Genomic DNA, 19,146 nt, shown 5'->3' on the forward strand with positions numbered 1-19,146 from the left:
TGATCAGAACTCTTGAGCCCAGTCGCGGGTTCCAATGGAGGTGATTGTGTCGGGCATGCTGACCAATTTGTTCCAAGCCTTGCAGCAATGATCTACGATGTCTTCATAGGTTTCGAAGATGAGGTTTGATAGCCAGTTGTCTCGCATGAATTGCCAGATGTTTTCGACTGGATTGAGTTCTGGGCATTTTGCGGGGATCGGGATGATGGTGATGTTGTCCGGAATGACCAGCTTGTCAGTCATGTGCCATGCGGCTTGATCCACGAGCACAGCCCCATGTGCTTTGGGTGCGACAGTTTGGGAGATTTCAGCAAGATGCAGGGCCATCGCTTCGGTATTGCACGCTGGCAGCACAAGACCTGCAGCTTTCCCGAGGGCTGGGCAAATCGCTCCAAAGATGTAGCTTGAACTCGTGCGCTGATCATGTGGGGCGGAAGGTCGCGTACCGCGCTTCGCCCATCGGCGCGTGATCTTGTTTTTCTGGCCGACACGCGCTTCATCTTGGAACCAGACTTCGATCACAGTGCCTTGCAGGAGCCGTGCGCGGAGCTTTGCTACTGCGGCTGCAAACCCTTTTTTTTAAAGTCCTCCAGTGCGGCTGTATCTTGCGCGTGATGGCGCGGGCGTGCTGTGAGTTTGACATAACCAAGCGCCCTGAGTTCCCGGCTTATCGACGTCTCGTGAAGTGAAATCCCAAATGTGTCTGCAATCCATTTCCTCAGATCACTCAGGCGCCAGCGGACGACCCCATGGACCGATAAGGTCGGACCGCTCTCAACAATTGCAGCAAGCGCCCTGCGCTGCTCATCGTTAAGCTTAGACTGCTGACCAGGAGCTTTGCCGTTGATCAAGCCGTCAGGCCCGCGGGCATTAAACCGCTCCACCCAGTCACGGACAATTTGTAGGCCAACACCACCAATCCGAGCAGCATCGCTGCGCCGACCGCCATCATAGATCTCCGCCAGCGCCAAAAGCCTGCGGGCTTGGTTGGCATCCTTTGTCTTTCGCGCAAGTTCTCTCAACTTCATGCCGTCGTAGTCTGTCCGTAACGCGAGCGCTGCGCCCATAGAGAGGCCCTCCCCAGAAAATCTGACGCCATTGAGTCAGATCTTCATAGATTTGGGAATCCCAAAACCCTCAGAAGAGTCAGATTTCGCGAGACTTGGTATGAGTCATTTTCTTGCGAAAAATACTCACGGGGTTTCTCAAGGGGGGCGTGCCCCCCTTCAGGCACTAAGGGATGCACACATCTTTGGCTGTGCGCTCCGGTTTTCGGCACTTGACCGTTTTTGTTGCGCATGATTCGATCGCTCTACCTAAAGTGGGAGGGCGTCTGTGGTGACTTCGGAAGGCTGGAGGCTGGGTGATTTCGGAGACGAACGCCTGGCAAAAAGGGGGGTCTGCTGCTCGCAGCAATGGTGGCGCGCACGAGCACCTGTCTTCGGCGTCTGGCGGGTGGCCGCCGCAGTGGGATTGTCGGATTTTCGCGCTTTCTGGCCAATCCGCGCGTGACGGCTGAGGCGGTGATTGAAGGCTGGGGAGCGGAGCTTTCGCAAGCCTGCGCGGGGCGGCATATTCTTGCGATTCAGGACAGCAGCGACTTCAATTTCTCGACAACCAAAGAGCGCAGTCGCGGACTGGGTGCAATCGGCAAGGGGTCTGGGCGCGGTGTTTTGCTCCACGCGATGCTGGGTGTGGATGCCGAGACGGGTGGCATTCTGGGTTTGGCCGCGGGCCGGATATGGACACGCGATGGCCGCGTAAGTGTTCCCCACCGGGCCCGCCCCCTGTCCGAGAAGGAATCGCATCGGTGGCTGAGCACGGCAGAGGCTGCCAAGACAGTTCTGGCCCAGGCGCATATGGTGACTGAAATCGGCGATCGCGAGAGCGATATCTATGAGAAATGGGCACGATTGCCGGAGCCGGGCTTTCACATCCTGACCCGTGCCATGACGGATCGCTCAATCCTGGAAGGTGGCGGCAAGCTGTCCTCTGCCCCGCTGAAATTGGCAGGTACGGCACAAGTGGCGATGCGCGCACGCCCAGGGCGCCCGGCGCGCACCGCCAGACTTGAGGCCCGATTTGGCCCCGTTACGATCAAGCGTCCTGCCAATCTGGCCAGACAGCCGGGGCTGGCCGAGACGGTGGAGGTCAGCCTGATCGAAGTCAGCGAGGTGAATGCGCCACCGGGCGCCGAGCCCATCTCATGGCGGCTTTTGACCACTCACAAGGTCGAGGATGCGGACATGGCCTGGCGCGCGGTAAGCTGGTACCGGCAACGCTGGCATATCGAACAATTCTTCCGCACCCTGAAGCAACAGGGGTTGCAACTAGAGGACAGCCAACTGGAAAATGCCGAGCGGTTGATCAAGCTGACCGCGATTGCCGCCCGCGCGGCCTGCACCATCATGCAACTCGTTCAGGCGCGCGATGGCAAGTCCGGGCAAGACGCCAAAATCGCCTTCTCATCCTCCGAAATCCAGACCCTTCATGCTCTCCTGCCCGAACTCGAAGGCAAGACCGCGCTCCAGAAAAACCCTCACCCGCCGGAAACACTTGCCTGGGCCGCGTGGATCATCGCCAAGCTCGGCGGATGGGACGGCTACCCAAAATCCAAACCGCCAGGGCCAATTACATTCCGACATGGCCTACAATACTTCAAATCCGTCTCACACGGATGGAAACTCAGAAATGTGTGAATCGCCTAGCCTTCAGGCAGGGAGTTTGAGGGGCGGCAGCCCCTCAAACTCCCTCACGGAATACGCGCGCGCTGCACCGCCAGAATGCCGCCCATGATCACCAACACCCCGACCACGTCAAATATCCCCAGCACCTCGCCCAGCAGCAGTGCCGCGATGGCCACGCCGAAAAACGGGTTCAGGAAGTGGAATGTTGCCGCCTGTACCGCGCCGATCCGCGCCACCAGCAAGAACCACACCCATGTCGCCGCCAGCCCCGGCACCAGAACGGTGTAGCTGAACGCGCCCACCAACTGCCATGTCCAGTTCACCTCGGGCACCTCCAGCAGCATCGCCGGGACAATCAGGATCGCAGCGCCCACCAGCATCTGCATCCCCACGATTGTCAGCAAGTTGCCGCCTGTGCCGGACGCCCCGCGCATGCTCATTGTTGCCACTGTAAGCGACACGACCCCCAGCACGCATAATCCCACGCCGAACAGGTCCAACCCGCCCGTGATCCGCGCGCCCATAATCAGCGCCACGCCTGCGAAACCTGCAAACAGCCCGGCAATCGCCAGCGGGCGCAGATATTCGCGCAGGATCAGCCAGCCCGACAGCGCCACCAGCAATGGCATGCTGGATGCGATGATTGCGGCAACCGACGCCTCGACAGTTTGCATGGCCACGAAATTCAGCCCCAGATACAGCGCGTTTTGCGAGATCCCGAACACGATGGTCGCGCGCCATTGGGCAGGGGTCAGAACCCAGCTTTGCCCCAGCGCGCGCGCAATTGCGATGCCGATCAGGCCTGAAATCAGGAACCGCAGGCTCAACGCATAAAGCGGCGGCGCATCCGCCACGATCATCCGCGCCGAGGTAAAGGCCGAGGACCACATCAGCGCAAAGGCCAGCCCCATCAGAATTGCACGCAGATCCATTGCTCAGCCCTTTATTTCGCCCAAGGCAGGGCGTCAGCCCGGCCTGGTCCGCGCCAGAAGCGCAACATCAACAAAATCGCGGCACAACTCAGCCCCACGACCAACCCGGCCCAGACCCCTTCACCGCCCCAGCCCAGAACGATCCCGAACAGATAGCTTGTCGGCAGGCCTACGCCCCAATAGCTGAACGCGGCAATCAGCATTGGCCCGCGTGTGTCCTGCACCCCGCGCAGCAATCCCATGGCCATGACTTGCGCCCCGTCTGCCAGTTGAAAAACCGCCGCCACAATCAGGAAGGACGCGCCAATGGTGATGATCGCGGCGCGTGCGGGTTCATCCGGGGACAGGAACAGCCCCACAAGGAAAGGCCCGGCCAGAATGTAGAGAAGCATCGTCGCAGTGGCAAAACCCATCGACACCAGCACCGCCGTTTTCGCCCCTGCGCGCAGGGCCGCCTGATCGCGCTGGCCGCGCGCACGCCCGACCAACACAGTGGCCGCATTGGAAAAGCCCAGATGCACCATGAACAGCATCGCTGTGATTTCCAGCGCAATCCCGTGTGCGGCCAGTTCATGCGTGCCGATCCATCCGACCATCACCGTCGCTGCGGAAAACAGCGCCGTTTCGGCCACCAGCGCCACGCCAATCGGCCAGCCCAGCCGCCAGACCTGCCCCATCGCCTGCCAATCGGCCCGCCAAAAGCGCTGGAACAGCGTGTAGCGCTTCAGCGCCGGTTGCAGCGCGCAATAAAGCGCCAGCGCGCCCGCAGTCACCAGATTAACCGCGATCGTGGCGATTGCCGCGCCCCGCACGCCCATTTCGGGAATACCCAGATTGCCAAAAATGAACATCCAGTTCAGGCCGACATTCAATCCCACTGCCGCGACAGTGATCCACAGCGCCACCTGCGTACGACCCAGTGCGGCCAGATAGTTTTTCAGCACCATCACGATCAGCGCAGGCACCAGCGAAAAGCCCAGCAGGCGCATATAGGCCTCGGCCAATGGGATCACATCTTCTGGCTGGCCCAGCCCCGTCAGCAACGCGCCCGAGAACCAGAACACAGGCAGTGCTCCCAGACCAAAAGCAATCGACAGCCACAGCCCCATCCGGGTTGCGCGGCGCACTTCGGTTTCCTGTCCCGATGAGGCCGCTGTGGCCACCATCGGCATAACGGCATTGGCAAAGCCCGACCCGAAGGTGAAAACGGCAAAGAAAAGCGCCGCGCCTAGTACGCCTGCGGCCAGATCCGTGACACCATACCAGCCCAGCATGATCGTATCTGTCACAGCCAGCATGAACTGCGCCAGATGACTGCCCGCAAGCGGCAGCCCAAGCGCCAGAACGCCGCGCAGGTTTGATCTGAAAATGGGGGTGCCCTGTGTCATCCCGCAGGGTTAGCGCCAAGCGCAAACAGCGGCAAGGCTGCTTAGAGAATTTTTAACATGTTCAATGCTACAAACAGAATGAACAGCCCCGCGCCCCCTTCCAGAACCGGGGTAATTGCGCGCGCGCGTCCCAGCTTGTCGGCCCAGTCCAGCGCCCCGTCGCGCGCCAGAACCGCTGTCGCGGTCACAGCTATGGTCACCGCCGCGGTGCCAAGCGCCATCACCAGAACGGCGGCAATGCCCTGCCAGACCAGCCCCATGCGCCAAGTCAGGATCAGCACGAATAACGCACCCGTGCAGGGCCGGATCGCAATCGCACCCACCAGCAGGGCAATATCGCGCCACCCCTGCGCGCGCGCAACCTCGTGCATGTCGGGGCTGTGGCGATGGCCACACTCTTCGCAAATGCCGTGGTTCTGGTCGCTGACGATGACAGGTGCGGCCATGGTCTGGCGGATCATTTTGCGCGCAGCGCGGCTGACCAGCCACAACCCGATCAGCGCTATCGCAATCAGGCTGGCGCGTTCCAGCCAGATGTCGCCTGTGATCTGCATCGCCTCGCGCGAGGCATCAAAGATCAGCACGCCCGCATAGACCAGCACAATCGCACTCAGCCCTTGTGCCAGCGACGATGCCAGCCCAATGCCGACCATCCGCCCCAGCGGCGCCTGACTGCCTGCGCCATATGCCCCCAACAGGAATTTCCCGTGCCCCGGACCGACCGCATGAACAAACCCATAGGCAAAGCACAACCCCCAGAAGGTTGCCAGTGCCCCCGGCTGGCCCGCGCGCAGTGCGCGCAGTCCCAGCGCCATCTGGTCCTGAAACCCGCGCTGTGCGCCTTGCGCCCAAAGCGTGATCTGATCCATACCGCCACCCGCCAGATAGATCAGCCCGCCCACGCCCAGCGCCACGGCAATCAGGATCACGGCGTTGCGCATGAAATCCTGACCTCTTCGGCAAAGAGTGCGCCCACAGCCGGAAAATCCGCCTCGATGTCGCCGCCTGCACCCAGCACCTCGTCCAGCGCGGCTTCGAGTTGCGCACCCGCTGCGGTCCAATCAGGCTCGAACACGCGCAATGTGCAATCACTCCGCCCTGTGGCTTGTGGCGTGCCAACAATGCCGTAGCTGGTGTAATAGGTCGGGTCATACACGGCCAAGACCCATTCGTGCGCCGGGTCTGGCTGGTCTTCCAGCAGGCGCAGATGGCGCGACATCAACTGCCCCTCGCGGTAGTCCGAGGCCCACTCGACCGGCCCGCTCAGGGCCAGCGGTTCGTCCCCTTGTGTGGCGTGGGTGTCGCCGTGATAATCCTCGATCCAGTTCATGTCGAACCCGTCCAGTTCGGCGCGTTCCTCCTCGGTCAGCTCGCCCGTGAAATCCAGGTCCAGCCCCAGATCAGACACCAGCAGCATCGAGAAAAACGGATCATAGGCCCATGATATCCAGACCCCTTTCGGGGAACCGTCGTCATCAAAAACGACTTCCAGCTCGACATCGACAAAAATATGAGGGTGTGCAACAGCCGGACTGGCCAGCCCCAGCGCGAGGCATGCAGCAAGAAGACTCTGCCATAATCTCATCTGCCCCTCCAATTTCAGGGAAATCTACAGCGCTGTCGCGCGGCCTACAAGTCACGCTTGGGCGATCTGCGCACCCCAGCGCCGGGGCGCAGGGTGGGTGGGTGGGGCGCTCCGGTGCTGGGGTGCGCAGATCGCCCCTTTTTTCAGAAATCTAGACCCAGATCCAGAACCGGGGCCGAATGCGTCAATGCGCCCACCGAGATGAAATCCACCCCTGTCGCCGCCACTTCGGCAATCCGCTCCAACCGCATGGTGCCCGACGCTTCTAATACCAGCCGTCCGTCCACCCGCAGCACCGCAGCGGCCAGATTGGGCGTGCTCATATTGTCCAGCAAGACCACGTCCGCGCCGCCTGTGGCCAGCACCTCATCCAGTTGCGCCAGTGTGTCCACCTCTATCTCGATGCGCCGCATATGGCTGGCGTTCGCGCGTGCGGCGCGCAAAGCAGGCGCAATCCCGCCTGCTGCTGCAACATGATTGTCCTTGATCAGGATCGCATCCGACAGCCCGAAGCGGTGTGCAGCGCCCCCCCCATGCAAGACCGCTTGTTTCTCGACCAGTCGCAGCCCCGGTGTGGTCTTGCGGGTGCAGGTCACACGCGCCGAAGTGCCCGCTGTCCGCGCCGCGAATGCAGCCGTCAGCGTGGCAATCCCCGACAGGCGGCCTGCAAAATTCAGCGCCACGCGTTCCGCCGACAAGATAGAGGCCGCTGCGCCCTCAATCGTCATCACTGTGTCGCCTGCGACAACCGCGCTGCCATCGGGGCGGTGCACTGTGACTGTCAGCGACGGGTCCACCAGCCGGAACGCGATTTGCGCCAGTTGCATGCCAGAGATCACGCCGTCCTGCCGCGCATTCAACGCCGCGCTGTAGCGCAGCCCCGCCGGAATGACACAAGCCGAGGTCACATCCCCCGACGGTCCCAGGTCCTCAATCAAGGCCGCGCGCACCAAGGGCTCGATCAGCAATTCGGGCAGGGGGGGATGGGTCATGTCAATTCCTTGCTGGCAGTGTCACGCAGATGCAAAGCGTCGGCCCATGTCAGATGCGAGCGCTGCGCTTTCTCCGGGTTTGCATCCGGGTGGTCATCGCGCCAATGCGCGCCCCGGCTTTCGGTGCGCAACAGCGCCGCCGCTGCGATCAGCGTGGCGGTCGCGCACATATTCTGAAAATCGCGGCAGTCCGGTTGTGCCTGCTCCAGTGCCGCGATGCGGGTCAACGCCTGTTGCAGCCCTGCCTCTGTGCGGCGCACGCCCACCAGATCGGTCATAAGGTGGCGCAACTCCATCACCGATCCCGCCTCTACCGGCACGCCCCCCGGCGAGAAGGGCAGCGCGAGCGGCCCGGCGGGGGGGGCAGACGGGGGCAATTCGGCGCGCATATCTTCAGCTGCGCGGCGCGCAAAAACCAGCGCCTCCAACACCCCGTTGGACGCAAGGCGGTTGGCGCCGTGCAACCCGGTCGAGGCCGCCTCGCCGCAGACCCAAAGCCCCGACAGCGAAGCGCGCCCGCGCGCATCGGTCGCCACACCGCCCATATGGTAATGTGCCGCCGCGGCCACCGGGATTCGCTGCGCTACGGGGTCCAGCCCCGCCTTGCGGCAGGCCTCTGTCACGGCGGGATAGCGCGTGTGGATCGCCGCGCCAATCGCCCTGCGCGTGTCCAGTTGGGGCCGCTTGCCGGCCTGTGTCTGGGCAAAGACCGCGCGCGCAACAATGTCACGCGGTGCAAGCTCCGCCAGATCATGCGCTGCCGCCATGAAATAATCGCCGTCGGAATTGACCAGCCGCGCCCCTTCGCCGCGCAGCGCTTCGGTTGCCAGGGGTGCGGGGTCCAGCCCCAGATTCATTGCGGTGGGGTGGAACTGGATGAACTCCATATCCGCCATTGCCGCGCCCGCGCGTGCCGCCAGCCCCATTACCTGCCCACGAATGCGCGGGGGGTTCGTTGTCAGCGCATATAACCCGCCAGAGCCGCCGCCCGCCAGCAACACCGCAGGCGCTTGAAGTGTCACGGGTTTCGAGATGGCCTCGCCGTCCAGTTGCGCCAGCACGATTCCGGTGACGCGCCCCTGTTCCACGACAAGGTTTTGGGCCACGACACGTTCCATCACCTGCACCGAGGGGGTCGCGCGGACTGCGGCAATCAGCGTTTCCATGATCTTGCGGCCCGCCTGATCGCCCTTAACCCGCACCACGCGTGCGGTTGAATGCGCGGCTTCGTGGTTGAGGATGTAATTGCCCGCCATATCGCGGTCAAATGGCGTGCCATGCTGGGTCAGGTCAAGGATATGGTCGCGTGCGGCCTGTGTGACCAATGCAGCGATATGCGCGTCAACGGTCCCCGCGCCCGCAGCGATGGTGTCGCTGGCATGGGCTGCAGGTGTGTCGCCTTGTGCCATCGCGGCGGCAATCCCGCCTTGCGCCCATGCGGAAGAGGCACCCTCGCCCAATGTCTCGGGCGAGATGACAAGCACCGGGATCGGGGCCAGCGCCAGCGCGGCATAAAGCCCGCCCAGACCTGCCCCAACGATCACCACGCGATCCGTCATGATCACGGATCAGGTGCTCGCTGCCGAAAGGTCAATCATGCGCTGCACGGCCAGACGCGCCTTGTCGGCAATGTCGGGTGCCACTTCTACTTGCGTGGTCATCGTGTGCAGGGACCACAACACTTTCTCTAAGGTGATCTTCTTCATATACGGGCACATATTGCACGGCCCGATAAATTCGACATCTGGATGCGCGTCAGAGATGTTCGACGCCATAGAACATTCTGTCACCAGCATCGCGCGCTCTGGCCGCTCGGCGCTTACATAGTCCAGAATACCTTTGGTCGAGCCGGAGAAGTCGGCCTCGGCCACCACATCGGGGGGGCATTCGGGATGCGCGATAATGCGCGTGCCGGGGTTCCAGTCGCGGAAATCGCGGATATCCTGCGCGGTGTATTGTTCATGCACGATGCATGACCCATCCCACCAGACAATGCGCTTTTCGGGCACCAGTGCGGCCACATTCTGCGCCAGATACTTGTCGGGCGTCATGATGATCGTATCGGCATCCAGCGCGCGAATGATCTGGACAGCGTTGGACGAGGTGCAGCAGATGTCGGATGCGGCCTTCACCTCGGCGGTGGTGTTCACATAAGACACAACCGGCGCGCCGGGATATTTTGCGCGCATCTCGGCCACGCCTGTCGCGGTGATGCTTTCGGCCAGTGAACAGCCTGCCGCCATGTCCGGCATCAGCACGATCTTGGCGGGATTCAGGATTTTGGATGTCTCGGCCATGAAATGCACACCGCATTGCACGATCACATCCGCGCTTGTGCGCGTTGCCTCTACCGCCAATTGCAGCGAATCGCCCACCACATCGGCAATGCCGTGATAGATTTCAGGCGTCATGTAGTTATGCGCCAGAATGGTGGCGTTGCATTCGCGCTTCAGAGCGTTGATCGCGGCAACATAAGGCGCGTGAATGGCCCAATCGACAGGCGAGACAACGCGCGACATGCGGGCGTATTCTGCCGACATCTGCGCTGCCATATCCGGATTTGGGGCAAGGTCATAAACTGTCTTCAAGTCCTGACGGATGGCGGGCATATCCAGCATGGCAAGGCTCCGATCACTTTCAGCGTCCCAGTCGGGCGGGCTGTATTTGGGCATCACTGACGGGAGATCAAGGAATACCTGCATTTGCAGGCAGAAAATGGACAAGGCGCACTGGACCCGTTTTCGCAGATACACCGGTTCGCAAGGCAGATAATCCCTTCGCGCGCTCATGTCCAGCAACACAAGGGCGGTCAAGATGTCGCTTTGCACCCCAGAGCGCCGCAAACTGGCCAGTCGGCGGCAAAGTCAGGCGGTAACAAGCAGCATCGAACCTGCCATCGCGCAGGGCAAGAAGGAGTGTCCAATCATGGCGGAACCAGCAACCGAGATGGCCCAGACAGCAGGTGTGCGGCGCGGGCGCGCATCCGGTGGCGGTGCGGCACGACGCGCCGCGCGCACAGCGGTCAGCATTGAAACCGCGCGCTATATCGAGCGCAACATCCCCAATCTGGACGTGCTGAACGAAGAAGCACTTGCCATCATCGAGGCAAATGCAGAAACCGTGCTGGCCGAAATCGGGGTGAGTTTCGTGGACAACCCCGAAGCCCTTGACCGCTGGCGTGCGGCAGGTGCCGAAGTCACCGGCGAGCGTGTGCGCATTCCGCGCGGGTTGGCGCGCCAGCTTTGCGCCACCGCCCCCGCCAGCTTTACCCAGCACGCCCGCAATCCGGCCCGCAATGTCGAGATTGGCGGGCGCAATCTGGTGCTGGCCCCGGTCTACGGCCCCCCTTTCGTGCGCGATGCAGCGGGCGGGCGGCGCTATGCCACGATGGAAGATTTCCGCAATTTCGTGAAGCTGGGCTATATGTCGAAATGGGTGCACCATTCGGGCGGCACTGTGTGCGAGCCGACAGATGTGGCCGTGAACAAACGCCATCTGGATATGATTCAGGCGCATATGCTGTATTCGGACAAGCCCTTTATGGGGTCGGTCACGGAACCTGTGCGCGCGGCCGATTCGGTCGAGATGGCCAAAATCCTGTTCGGGTCAGACTTTGTTGACCAGAACACGGTCATGACCTCGCTTATCAACATCAACTCGCCGCTGACATTCGATTCAGTGATGATCGGTGCGCTGGAGATCTATGCGAAGGCAAACCAGGCCTGCATCATTTCGCCCTTTATCGTGGGCGGTGCGATGGCGCCCACCACAGTGGCCGGCACGCTGACGCAAGTGCTGGCCGAAGTGCTGGCCGGTGTGGCCTATGCCCAATTGGTGCGCCCCGGCGCGCCGGTCATTATGGGCGCATTTGTCACGTCAATCGACATGAACAGCGGTGCGCCCACTTTCGGCACGCCAGAGGCGTCACTGATCACCTATGGTGCGGGGCAACTGGCGCGGCGATTGAAGCTGCCCTACCGGTCTGGCGGGTCGTTTTGCGGCTCGAAATTGCCCGATGCGCAGGCGGGATATGAAACCGCCAACAGCCTGAACATGGCGCTTCTGTCTGGCGTCAATTTCATGCTCCACGCTTGCGGCTGGCTGGAAGGGGGGCTGGTGTCGTCCTACGAGAAGTTCGTGATGGATGCCGACCAGTTGGGCGCGCTGCACCATATGGCGCGCGGGGTCGATATGTCGGAAAACGGGCAGGCGATGGATGCCTTGCGCGAAGTTGGTCCCGGCGGGCATTTTCTTGGCTGCCAGCACACGCAGGACAATTTCAAGGATGCCTTCTGGCGGTCTGACCTGCTGGATTATAAACCGTTCGAGACATGGGACGAAGATGGCGCGCGCGACACGCAGGCGCTTGCCAGCGTTCGGGTTGCCAAGCTGCTGGGCGATTACCAGCAACCGATGCTGGACCCCAGCATTTCCGAAGCGCTGCAAACCTATATCGACCAGCGCAAGGCGTCAGAACCGGACGCGTTTGGATAAGAGCTACACTTTTATGCTTGCGCGCAAAGCCGCGCAGGGGGCGTAAGCGTTCACCACACAAACAAAACCCCGCCCCGGCTGTCATGCCGGGGCGGGGTGTTTTCATTCAAAGCGGCGCTCAGACGGTCGCAGCAGGCTTTGCCACAAAGCGCTGATAGGCAAACACAGCCCCTGCAACACCCAGCCCGATCAGGTCAGAGGTCCAGCCGCCCGCGATCATCGACAGCGCGGCCACGCCAACAATCACACGCAATGGCCAGCCAATCAGTCCGAACAACCACCCCTGCACCGCCGAGGCCAGCAGGTAGATGCCCAAGGACGCCGTCACGAACACATGGATGATCTCCAACGCCTCGCCCTGCATCAGCAAGGAGGAACTGTAGAAGAACATGAACGGCACCACAAAGGCCGCAAGCCCGATCTTGAACGCCTCGACCGATGTTTTCATCGGATCAGATTGCGCAATGGCCGCCCCTGCATAGGCCGCAAGCGCCACTGGCGGGGTGATCGCTGACATGACCGCATAGTAAAAGATGAAGAAGTGTGCGGTCAGCGGTTCAATTCCCATGCGGATCAGGCCCGGTGCGATAACGCTGGCTGCCACGGCATAGGCCGCCGTGGTGGGCATGCCCATGCCAAGGATAATCGCCACACACATCGCAAAGAACAGCGCGAGCAACTGGCTTTGCCCCGCAATCGCCATCAACACGCCCGACAGGCGCACGCCAATGCCGGTAATCGCAATAATCCCCACGATCACCCCGGCTGCGGCACAGACGGCGACCAGTTGCAGCGACATCTTGGCCGCGATTTCCAGCGCGAAGGGAATCATGCGGAAATGCTCGACCGCCTTGGCAATGCCCGCCGATTTGGGCGAGTTCAGCCGCAACGTCATCACAATGCCAAAGATGGACACCGCACTGATCAGGATCGAGACGACCAGTTGCATCGTTGTCCCGTCGCCCCAGCCATCAACCAATATCTGACCACCGACAACCAGCGGCATCAGCGCCAGCACGCACAGGATCAGGCCCATCAGATGGTTCCAGATGCCATCCTCGCGCCCATCCACCAGAACACGGATATAGCTGACCGCAAAGGCTGCGATCATGGAATAGGTGCCTGCGCGAATGACCGAATAGCCGACATAGAGCGCGCCGATTAGCATGACGATGGGGATGAACAAATAAGCATGTTTCGCCATCTCGCGGAATTTCGGCAGTTGCGAGCGCGGCAGGCCCTTCATGCCTTTCTTCAGCGCTTCCTTATCGACCATGAAATAGACCGACATGAAATACAGCACCGCCGGAATGACAGCGGCAATCACGATTTCGCGGTATTGAATGCCCGTAATCTCGGCCATGATGAAGGCACCCGCCCCCATGATCGGCGGCAGGATTTGCCCGCCGGATGAGGCGGCGGCCTCGACCGAGGCTGCGGTCTGGGGCCGGTAGCCCACTTTCTTCATCAGCGGAATGGTCAGCGACCCGGTGGACACCACATTGCCCGCCGATGTGCCGTTGATCATCCCCATCAGGCCAGAGCCGAAAATCGCCACTTTCGCAGGCCCGCCCCGCGCGCCACCAGCCGCGGCAAAGGCGAAGTTGATGAAATACTCGCCCACGCGGCTGGCCTGCAAGAAGGCCGCGAAGGTGATAAACAGGATGATATAGGTAGAGGACACCGCCGTTGTCGGCCCCAGCACCCCGATATCTGTGTAGATGCGCGCAAAGAAGCGCTCAGGGCTGTAGCCGCGATGGTTCAGAAAGCCCGGCAGCCACGGCCCAAGAAACCCGTAGGCGATGAACACGGCCACAATCACCACCAGCGCCAGCCCCGCAAGGCGGCGCGTCAGTTCCAGAATAAGGATGATCCCGGCGATGGCCGCATACATATCGTTGACATGCGGAAAGACCCCTGCGCGATTGCGCAAAAAGCCCGCATGGGCAACGATATAAATGCCCACCGTCAGCGCAGCGAGGGCAAGGATCACATCGGACAGCGCAATCCGCGTGCGGTTGCGCCCCGGAAACAGCCAGCTTGCCAGAAGGGCCAGCGACGTGCCCGCAATCAGCGGCCAGCCAAAGGTATATTTCATCTGGTCCGCCGGTGCGCCGGTCGGGATCAGATCGCCTGTCGCCACGGCCCAGACAATCTGCACAAAGGCCACGCCGACACCCAGAAGTGCCAAACCCACAAGAACCATCTCGGGCAGCGAACGCCCCTCGCTGTCATCATTGGTTTCAGGAAAAACCGTTGCAGAATACAGCAGAAAGCCCAGGATCAGCCCGCCTGTGACATGACTCAGACGATAGACCCATGTTTCCAGCGGATAGACATTCATCGCGCCTATATGAAACGCGGTGTACAGAATGCAGCCCAAAGCCAACAGCCAGCCCAGTGTGCCCGGTGGCACGCGCTGGTTTGACATGATGATTTCGCGGTCCACCCCTTCGGCAATATTCTCCGGGGGGTTCTCAAGGGGGTCAATCTGTTCCTGTGGTTGTGTCATTGTTTATGTTCCGTCCCTGTGGCGACCGAGCGTATGCAACTGCTTGCACAAAAGGCCGCACAGGGCGGCCTTTTGTCTATGTTGGTCGAGCGTCAAAGGCTCAGTCTTTCAGCTCTTCCGGGATATCATACCCGTTTTCTTCAAACCAACGCACAGCGCCGGGGTGATAGGGCAGAAAGCTGTTATTGGTGTAGTTTTCAGGCAAAGTGGCCGCCGCTGCTGCGTGGATCTGCATCATGCGGTCATTGTTTTCCATCACCAGCTTGGTGATTTCATAGGCCATGCTTTCGGGCATGTCAGAATGCGCTACGGCAAAGTTCCACATTGCAACCGACTGCTGGTCTTCGTCCTGAACAGTGTAGGAACCGCCCGGAATGGTGAAAGGCGCCACTTCGGGGAATGCCTCTAGAATGGCGGCGTGCTCGTCATCCGAGAAGGTGAAGGTGCGCACATCCGCTTCTGCTGCAAGCTGCGAGAAGGCAGAAATCGGAACGCCCGCCGCAAAGACGAACGCGTCGATCAGGCCGTCCTGCAACTGGCTTGCCGCATCGGCTGCACCTGCGAAGGACACATTTGCCTCGACATCAAGCGCTTCAAGGATGCGCGGCCAATAGGTGCCGGGTGTGCCGCCTGCCGGACCAACGCTGACGCGCTTGCCTGCCAGATCACCGACCGAACTGATGTTCTGGCTGGCCAGAGCGATACCCTGAAACGGGGTTTCATACATCGGGAACAGGGCGCGCACATCGCGGTGCTCCAGACCCGGAGCGAGTTCGCTTTCGCCGTTCCATGCTTCGAACATCGGACCCATAGTAACAAGGCCGATATCATGTTCCTGCATTTGCAGAAGTGTGACGTTCTGCACAGGGCCGCCTGTGACTTCGCCACTTGCGCTGATGCCCAGCTCTTCCGAGATGAACGACGCCAGACCGTTGCCATAAACGAAATAGACACCACCTTGGCTGGCAGTGCCGACAGTCAGGTCGGACGGCCAGCCGTCACGATCCTGAGCTTGCGCCATGGACATTGACATGACGGCTGCAGCGGCCAAAGCCGCAAAATTGGTATAACGCATAGGAAACCTCCCCTTGGTTTGCGTGTAGTGCTGTTCAGAAAACCCCCTCCAAGGGTTAACCGACACACAGGGGATGAAATGGCCCCGCGCGCGCAAATGCAAGCAGAGTCTGGAATTAAATTGGCACTGTTAGCGCCAACGGCGGGCTGAGTGGGTAGAAAACCACACATCAAGGCGGGCGTATGTGTCGATATACACACATAATCCCGCGCGGCTGTGCCGCGTGCCCTTATGCCTGACCTTGGAAATGGGCCTTGTCGATCCCGTATTTGACCAGCTTATCATACAGTGTTTTGCGCGACAGGCCCAGACTTTCATAAACGGGCTTGAGCGCGCCACGATGCCGGATCAGCGCATCCACCAGCAATTTGCGTTCATGCATGGCAATTTGTTCGGCCAGACTGCGGGCCTCAACGGCGGTGTCATCGCTGTGCTGGTCACGCTCCAGCCCCAACGCGTGGCGTTCGGCCATATTGCGCAGCTCGCGCACATTGCCGGGCCATTCAGCGCGCGAAAGTTCAGCCAGAAATTCCGGCCTGACCGCACGCGCGGGCAGCCGGTGACGTGCGCAGGCTTCGGCCAGCAGGCGCGCAAACAGCGCCGGAATATCCTCGACCCGTTCTGACAAGGGCGGCAGGCGCAGGCTGACGGCATTCAGCCGATACAGCAAATCCGCCCGAAAACGCCCCGCCTCGACTTCGGGTTCCAGCGGCACGCGGCTGGTTGCAATGAACCGCAGATCCAGATCGTGCTGCACGTTTGAGCCCAAGGGCGTGATGACCCTGTCTTGCAACACCCGCAACAGCTTGCCCTGAAGCGCCATTGGCATGGCCCCGATATCGTCCAGCAAGATAGTGCCGCCTCGTGCATGGTCGAACTTGCCCATACGCGCCCGAATCGCACCGGGAAAGGCACCCGCTTCATGGCCGAACAATTCCGATTCAATCAAGGTATCGGGCAGGGCAGAGCAGGTGATTGCAACAAACGGGCGCGCCGAGCGGGCGGACAGGTCATGCAGTGCGCGCGCGACCACTTCCTTGCCGGTGCCAGTGTCGCCGATAATCAGCACATCCGCATCCGAGGGGCCTACCGTGCGCACCTGACGGCGCAGCGCGATCATCGCGTTGGAGCGCCCCACCAGGCGGGCCTCCAGATCATCCGCCTGCCCTGCGACAGCGCGCAGGCGGCGATTGTCCAGCACCAACTCACGATAGCCAAGCGCGCGCGCGGCGATCGTGGCCAGTTGCGCGCCAGAGAAGGGCTTTTCAATGAAATCATGCGCCCCTTCGCGCATCGCGCGCACAGCAAGGGGCACATCCCCATGCCCTGTAATCAGGATGACAGGGATATCGCCATCAATTTCATGAATGCGGGTCATCAGCGTCAGACCGTCCATATCCGGCATACGGATATCGGTGATGACCACACCGGTAAATCCGGCTGTGATCCGTTCGAGTGCGGATTCCGCGTCGGGCAACCCTTTCACCGACAAGCCGGCCAGATCCAGTGCCTGCTCGGTCGAGGCGCGCAGATCAGCGTCATCATCCACCAACAAGACCAGCGGTGCGCCACTCATTGCGCAGCCTCGACGGCGGGGTATGTGGCGGCCTGCAACTCTAGCAGGAACTCCGCGCCGCCCTCAGGGTGATTGCGCATCGACAAGCGGCCCCCGAAATCGCGCACGATGTTGTAGGAAATCGACAGGCCCAGCCCAAGGCCCTTGCCCACTTCCTTGGTCGAGAAGAACGGGTCGAATATGCGCGCCTGCAACCCGTCCGGCACACCCGGCCCGTGATCGCGCAAGGTAATCTGCACCAGATCGCCCGATTGCTGCGCGCACAGGTGCAAGCGCTTGTCTGCCCCCCCTTCCACTGCATCAATCGCGTTGCTCAGAAGGTTGACCAGAACCTGCTGCAACCGCACCGGCCCACCCGTCACATGCAGCGGCAGATCCCCCAGATCAACCTCCAGCGTCACGCCTGCCTTGGCAAGACGCCAGCCCAACAGCTCTTGTGCAGCGACGACAGCCTCGGCCAGTGGCACAATGCGCAGCTGCTGGTTCGGCTTGCGGGCGAAATTGCGCAAATGACGACTGATGCGCGTCATCCGGTCGATCATACCGACGATCCGGTCAATATTCGAGCGCGCCTCATCGCGGCGGTCGCGGTCCAGCAGAAGCTGCGCATTCTCGGCATAGTTGCGCGCGGCCCCAAGCGGTTGGTTGAACTCGTGGCTGAGGGCTGCGGACATCTGGCCAAGGGCGGCCAGCTTGCCCGCCTGCACCAGTTCCGACTGGGTTTTGCGCAACTGTTCTTCGGTTGCGCGCCGTTCCGCCACTTCGTCTTCCAGCGCGATATTGGCGTCGCGCAATTCCCATGTGCGCTGCGCGACACGGCGTTCCAGATCATCCTTGGCGGCCTGTTCCATTGCCAGCCGCATGGCAAGCTGGCGTCGCCGTTGCCAGACAATCAGCCCCAGCAGCGCGACGATCCCTGCAAGCGACAACCCGATCGCAACGCTGGCGGCGGCCTGCACCCGCGCCGCGCGTGTTGGCAACAAGACCTGCACGACCCAATCCGCTTGCGGCATCCCGCGCGCGACAACCAGATATTCGGACGCGTCGACTTCGCTACCCGGCCCGGTCAGCAGCCGAAAGCCATGCCGGTCAGTCCGGGCGCGATACTCTATCTCGCCAATCGTGGCATTGGCATAGCGGCGGGTTTCTTGCGTGCGCGCCAATCGTTCGGGGGTCAGTTCACCAAAAGCGTGGAACAGCCAGTCAGGGCGATTAGACAGAAAAATGATGTTTTCAGGGTCCGTCACCAGAATACGCAGATCATCCGAGGCCCAAGCCTGCTCGATCTCGTCAACATCGATCTTGATGACAAGCACCCCGCGCCGCTGACCTGCCACATCTATCGGTGCGCCAAAATAATAGCCGCGCTTGTCCGAGGTGGTGCCAAGTGCATAAAAGCGCCCCTCGCCATGACGCATGGCATCGAAGAAATAGGGGCGAAAGGCGAAGTTTCCGCCAACGAAACTATGGGGTTGATCGAAATTCGACGCTGCAAGCGTCACCCCGTCGCGGTACATGACATAGACATCAGACGCGCCCAGCAGTTCTGCCGTGTCGCGCAGATACATGTTTGCCGCCAGAACCACATCGGGATTTGTCGGCGACAGCAACAGTGACCGGATTGCGCGCTGATCGGCCAACAGTTCCGGCAGCCGCTCGAACCGCGCCAATTGTCCGCGCAGACTGGATTCAGCAAGGCTCAGCGTGTTCTGCCCGCGATCATGCAATTCATGGAACGCCTTTGCGCGGGTCTGATAATGGGCAACCCAGCTTAACCCTGCCACCACAGCGAGGCAGAATATCATCAGCACCGACAGCTTTACGACAGAAGGCCGCTGCATCCGCATCACCCGTGGCAAGTCCAGTCCCGAATCACAGGCGTTCATCATCGTATAACGATGCATG

14 protein-coding genes are annotated in these 19,146 nt (G+C 61.2%); 2 read left to right on the forward strand and 12 right to left on the reverse strand.

The features are described 5' to 3' along the window. Window positions 1-3 precede the first annotated feature (3 nt). Window positions 4-1,067 (reverse strand): IS630 family transposase gene (locus BD293_RS15585; RefSeq protein ID WP_142079576.1). Its coding sequence is split into 2 segments (ribosomal slippage): window positions 4-579 and window positions 582-1,067, totalling 1,062 coding nucleotides; the frame shifts between segments, so codons are not numbered across the junction. Between the two features lie 348 nt (window positions 1,068-1,415). Here BD293_RS15585 and BD293_RS15590 point away from each other — a divergent pair. Beyond that, window positions 1,416-2,699: an IS4 family transposase gene (locus tag BD293_RS15590; RefSeq protein ID WP_142079747.1), complete on the forward strand. Its 1,284-nt coding sequence runs from the start codon at window positions 1,416-1,418 to the stop codon at window positions 2,697-2,699. A gap of 53 nt (window positions 2,700-2,752) precedes the next feature. Here BD293_RS15590 and BD293_RS15595 read toward each other — a convergent pair whose 3' ends face one another. The 7 genes from BD293_RS15595 to nadA all read right to left on the reverse strand — a co-directional run bounded on the left by BD293_RS15595 (window position 2,753) and on the right by nadA (window position 10,202). Further along, a complete protein-coding gene (locus tag BD293_RS15595) occupies window positions 2,753-3,619 on the reverse strand; it encodes a DMT family transporter (RefSeq protein WP_142083289.1) in 867 nt (288 codons plus the stop codon). An 11-nt stretch (window positions 3,620-3,630) separates the two neighbouring features. Then, a complete protein-coding gene (locus BD293_RS15600) occupies window positions 3,631-5,007 on the reverse strand; it encodes an MATE family efflux transporter (protein ID WP_142083291.1) in 1,377 nt (458 codons plus the stop codon). 41 nt (window positions 5,008-5,048) lie between these two features. Further along, window positions 5,049-5,948 (reverse strand): nickel/cobalt transporter, encoded by a 900-nt coding sequence (locus tag BD293_RS15605; RefSeq protein ID WP_142083294.1) that lies wholly within the window; start codon window positions 5,946-5,948, stop codon window positions 5,049-5,051. After that, the gene (locus tag BD293_RS15610) at window positions 5,933-6,592 is read right to left on the reverse strand and encodes a DUF1007 family protein (RefSeq protein WP_142083296.1); all 660 of its coding nucleotides are present in this window, start codon (window positions 6,590-6,592) and stop codon (window positions 5,933-5,935) included. Before BD293_RS15610 ends, BD293_RS15605 begins: the two co-directional genes overlap by 16 nt. 143 nt (window positions 6,593-6,735) lie before the next feature. Further along, window positions 6,736-7,584 carry a carboxylating nicotinate-nucleotide diphosphorylase gene (gene nadC / locus BD293_RS15615; protein WP_142083298.1) on the reverse strand — a complete coding sequence of 283 codons (849 nt, stop codon included), beginning with the start codon at window positions 7,582-7,584 and terminating at the stop codon, window positions 6,736-6,738. Further along, window positions 7,581-9,143 (reverse strand): L-aspartate oxidase, encoded by a 1,563-nt coding sequence (locus BD293_RS15620; protein ID WP_142084664.1) that lies wholly within the window; start codon window positions 9,141-9,143, stop codon window positions 7,581-7,583. The genes nadC and BD293_RS15620 overlap by 4 nt, the downstream gene beginning before the upstream one ends. Before the next feature lie 9 nt (window positions 9,144-9,152). Continuing rightward, on the reverse strand, window positions 9,153-10,202 hold the full coding sequence (nadA, locus tag BD293_RS15625; protein ID WP_142084662.1) for a quinolinate synthase NadA: 1,050 nt from the start codon (window positions 10,200-10,202) through the stop codon (window positions 9,153-9,155). 328 nt (window positions 10,203-10,530) lie between these two features. Between nadA and BD293_RS15630 the strand changes: the two genes are divergently transcribed. Then, complete coding sequence (locus BD293_RS15630; protein ID WP_142084667.1) at window positions 10,531-12,078, forward strand: trimethylamine methyltransferase family protein; 1,548 nt, start codon at window positions 10,531-10,533, stop codon at window positions 12,076-12,078. 118 nt (window positions 12,079-12,196) lie between these two features. On the opposite strand, the gene BD293_RS15635 is transcribed toward BD293_RS15630, so the two are convergent. From BD293_RS15635 to BD293_RS15650, 4 genes are all read right to left on the reverse strand, one after another. Beyond that, a complete protein-coding gene (locus BD293_RS15635) occupies window positions 12,197-14,590 on the reverse strand; it encodes a TRAP transporter permease (protein WP_142083301.1) in 2,394 nt (797 codons plus the stop codon). A gap of 100 nt (window positions 14,591-14,690) precedes the next feature. Further along, window positions 14,691-15,665 carry a TAXI family TRAP transporter solute-binding subunit gene (locus BD293_RS15640; protein ID WP_142083303.1) on the reverse strand — a complete coding sequence of 325 codons (975 nt, stop codon included), beginning with the start codon at window positions 15,663-15,665 and terminating at the stop codon, window positions 14,691-14,693. A gap of 229 nt (window positions 15,666-15,894) precedes the next feature. Continuing rightward, window positions 15,895-17,241, reverse strand: a complete 1,347-nt coding sequence (locus BD293_RS15645; protein WP_142083306.1) for a sigma-54-dependent transcriptional regulator — start codon at window positions 17,239-17,241, stop codon at window positions 15,895-15,897. Beyond that, window positions 17,238-19,082, reverse strand: a complete 1,845-nt coding sequence (locus tag BD293_RS15650) for a sensor histidine kinase (protein ID WP_142083309.1) — start codon at window positions 19,080-19,082, stop codon at window positions 17,238-17,240. The genes BD293_RS15645 and BD293_RS15650 overlap by 4 nt, the downstream gene beginning before the upstream one ends. Window positions 19,083-19,146 lie beyond the last annotated feature (64 nt).

The organism is Roseinatronobacter monicus, assembly GCF_006716865.1.
Taxonomy (GTDB): domain Bacteria; phylum Pseudomonadota; class Alphaproteobacteria; order Rhodobacterales; family Rhodobacteraceae; genus Roseinatronobacter; species Roseinatronobacter monicus.

What these genes read in the sequence shown, in the direction of transcription:
- BD293_RS15590 (WP_142079747.1), top strand. Translation starts at nt 1,416, where the DNA reads ATGGTGGCGCGCACGAGCACCTGTCTTCGGCGTCTGGCGGGTGGCCGC.
- BD293_RS15595 (WP_142083289.1), bottom strand. Translation starts at nt 3,619, where the DNA reads ATGGATCTGCGTGCAATTCTGATGGGGCTGGCCTTTGCGCTGATGTGG.
- BD293_RS15600 (WP_142083291.1), bottom strand. Translation starts at nt 5,007, where the DNA reads ATGACACAGGGCACCCCCATTTTCAGATCAAACCTGCGCGGCGTTCTG.
- BD293_RS15605 (WP_142083294.1), bottom strand. Translation starts at nt 5,948, where the DNA reads ATGCGCAACGCCGTGATCCTGATTGCCGTGGCGCTGGGCGTGGGCGGG.
- BD293_RS15610 (WP_142083296.1), bottom strand. Translation starts at nt 6,592, where the DNA reads ATGAGATTATGGCAGAGTCTTCTTGCTGCATGCCTCGCGCTGGGGCTG.
- nadC (WP_142083298.1), bottom strand. Translation starts at nt 7,584, where the DNA reads ATGACCCATCCCCCCCTGCCCGAATTGCTGATCGAGCCCTTGGTGCGC.
- BD293_RS15620 (WP_142084664.1), bottom strand. Translation starts at nt 9,143, where the DNA reads ATGACGGATCGCGTGGTGATCGTTGGGGCAGGTCTGGGCGGGCTTTAT.
- nadA (WP_142084662.1), bottom strand. Translation starts at nt 10,202, where the DNA reads ATGCTGGATATGCCCGCCATCCGTCAGGACTTGAAGACAGTTTATGAC.
- BD293_RS15630 (WP_142084667.1), top strand. Translation starts at nt 10,531, where the DNA reads ATGGCCCAGACAGCAGGTGTGCGGCGCGGGCGCGCATCCGGTGGCGGT.
- BD293_RS15635 (WP_142083301.1), bottom strand. Translation starts at nt 14,590, where the DNA reads ATGACACAACCACAGGAACAGATTGACCCCCTTGAGAACCCCCCGGAG.
- BD293_RS15640 (WP_142083303.1), bottom strand. Translation starts at nt 15,665, where the DNA reads ATGCGTTATACCAATTTTGCGGCTTTGGCCGCTGCAGCCGTCATGTCA.
- BD293_RS15645 (WP_142083306.1), bottom strand. Translation starts at nt 17,241, where the DNA reads ATGAGTGGCGCACCGCTGGTCTTGTTGGTGGATGATGACGCTGATCTG.
- BD293_RS15650 (WP_142083309.1), bottom strand. Translation starts at nt 19,082, where the DNA reads ATGCAGCGGCCTTCTGTCGTAAAGCTGTCGGTGCTGATGATATTCTGC.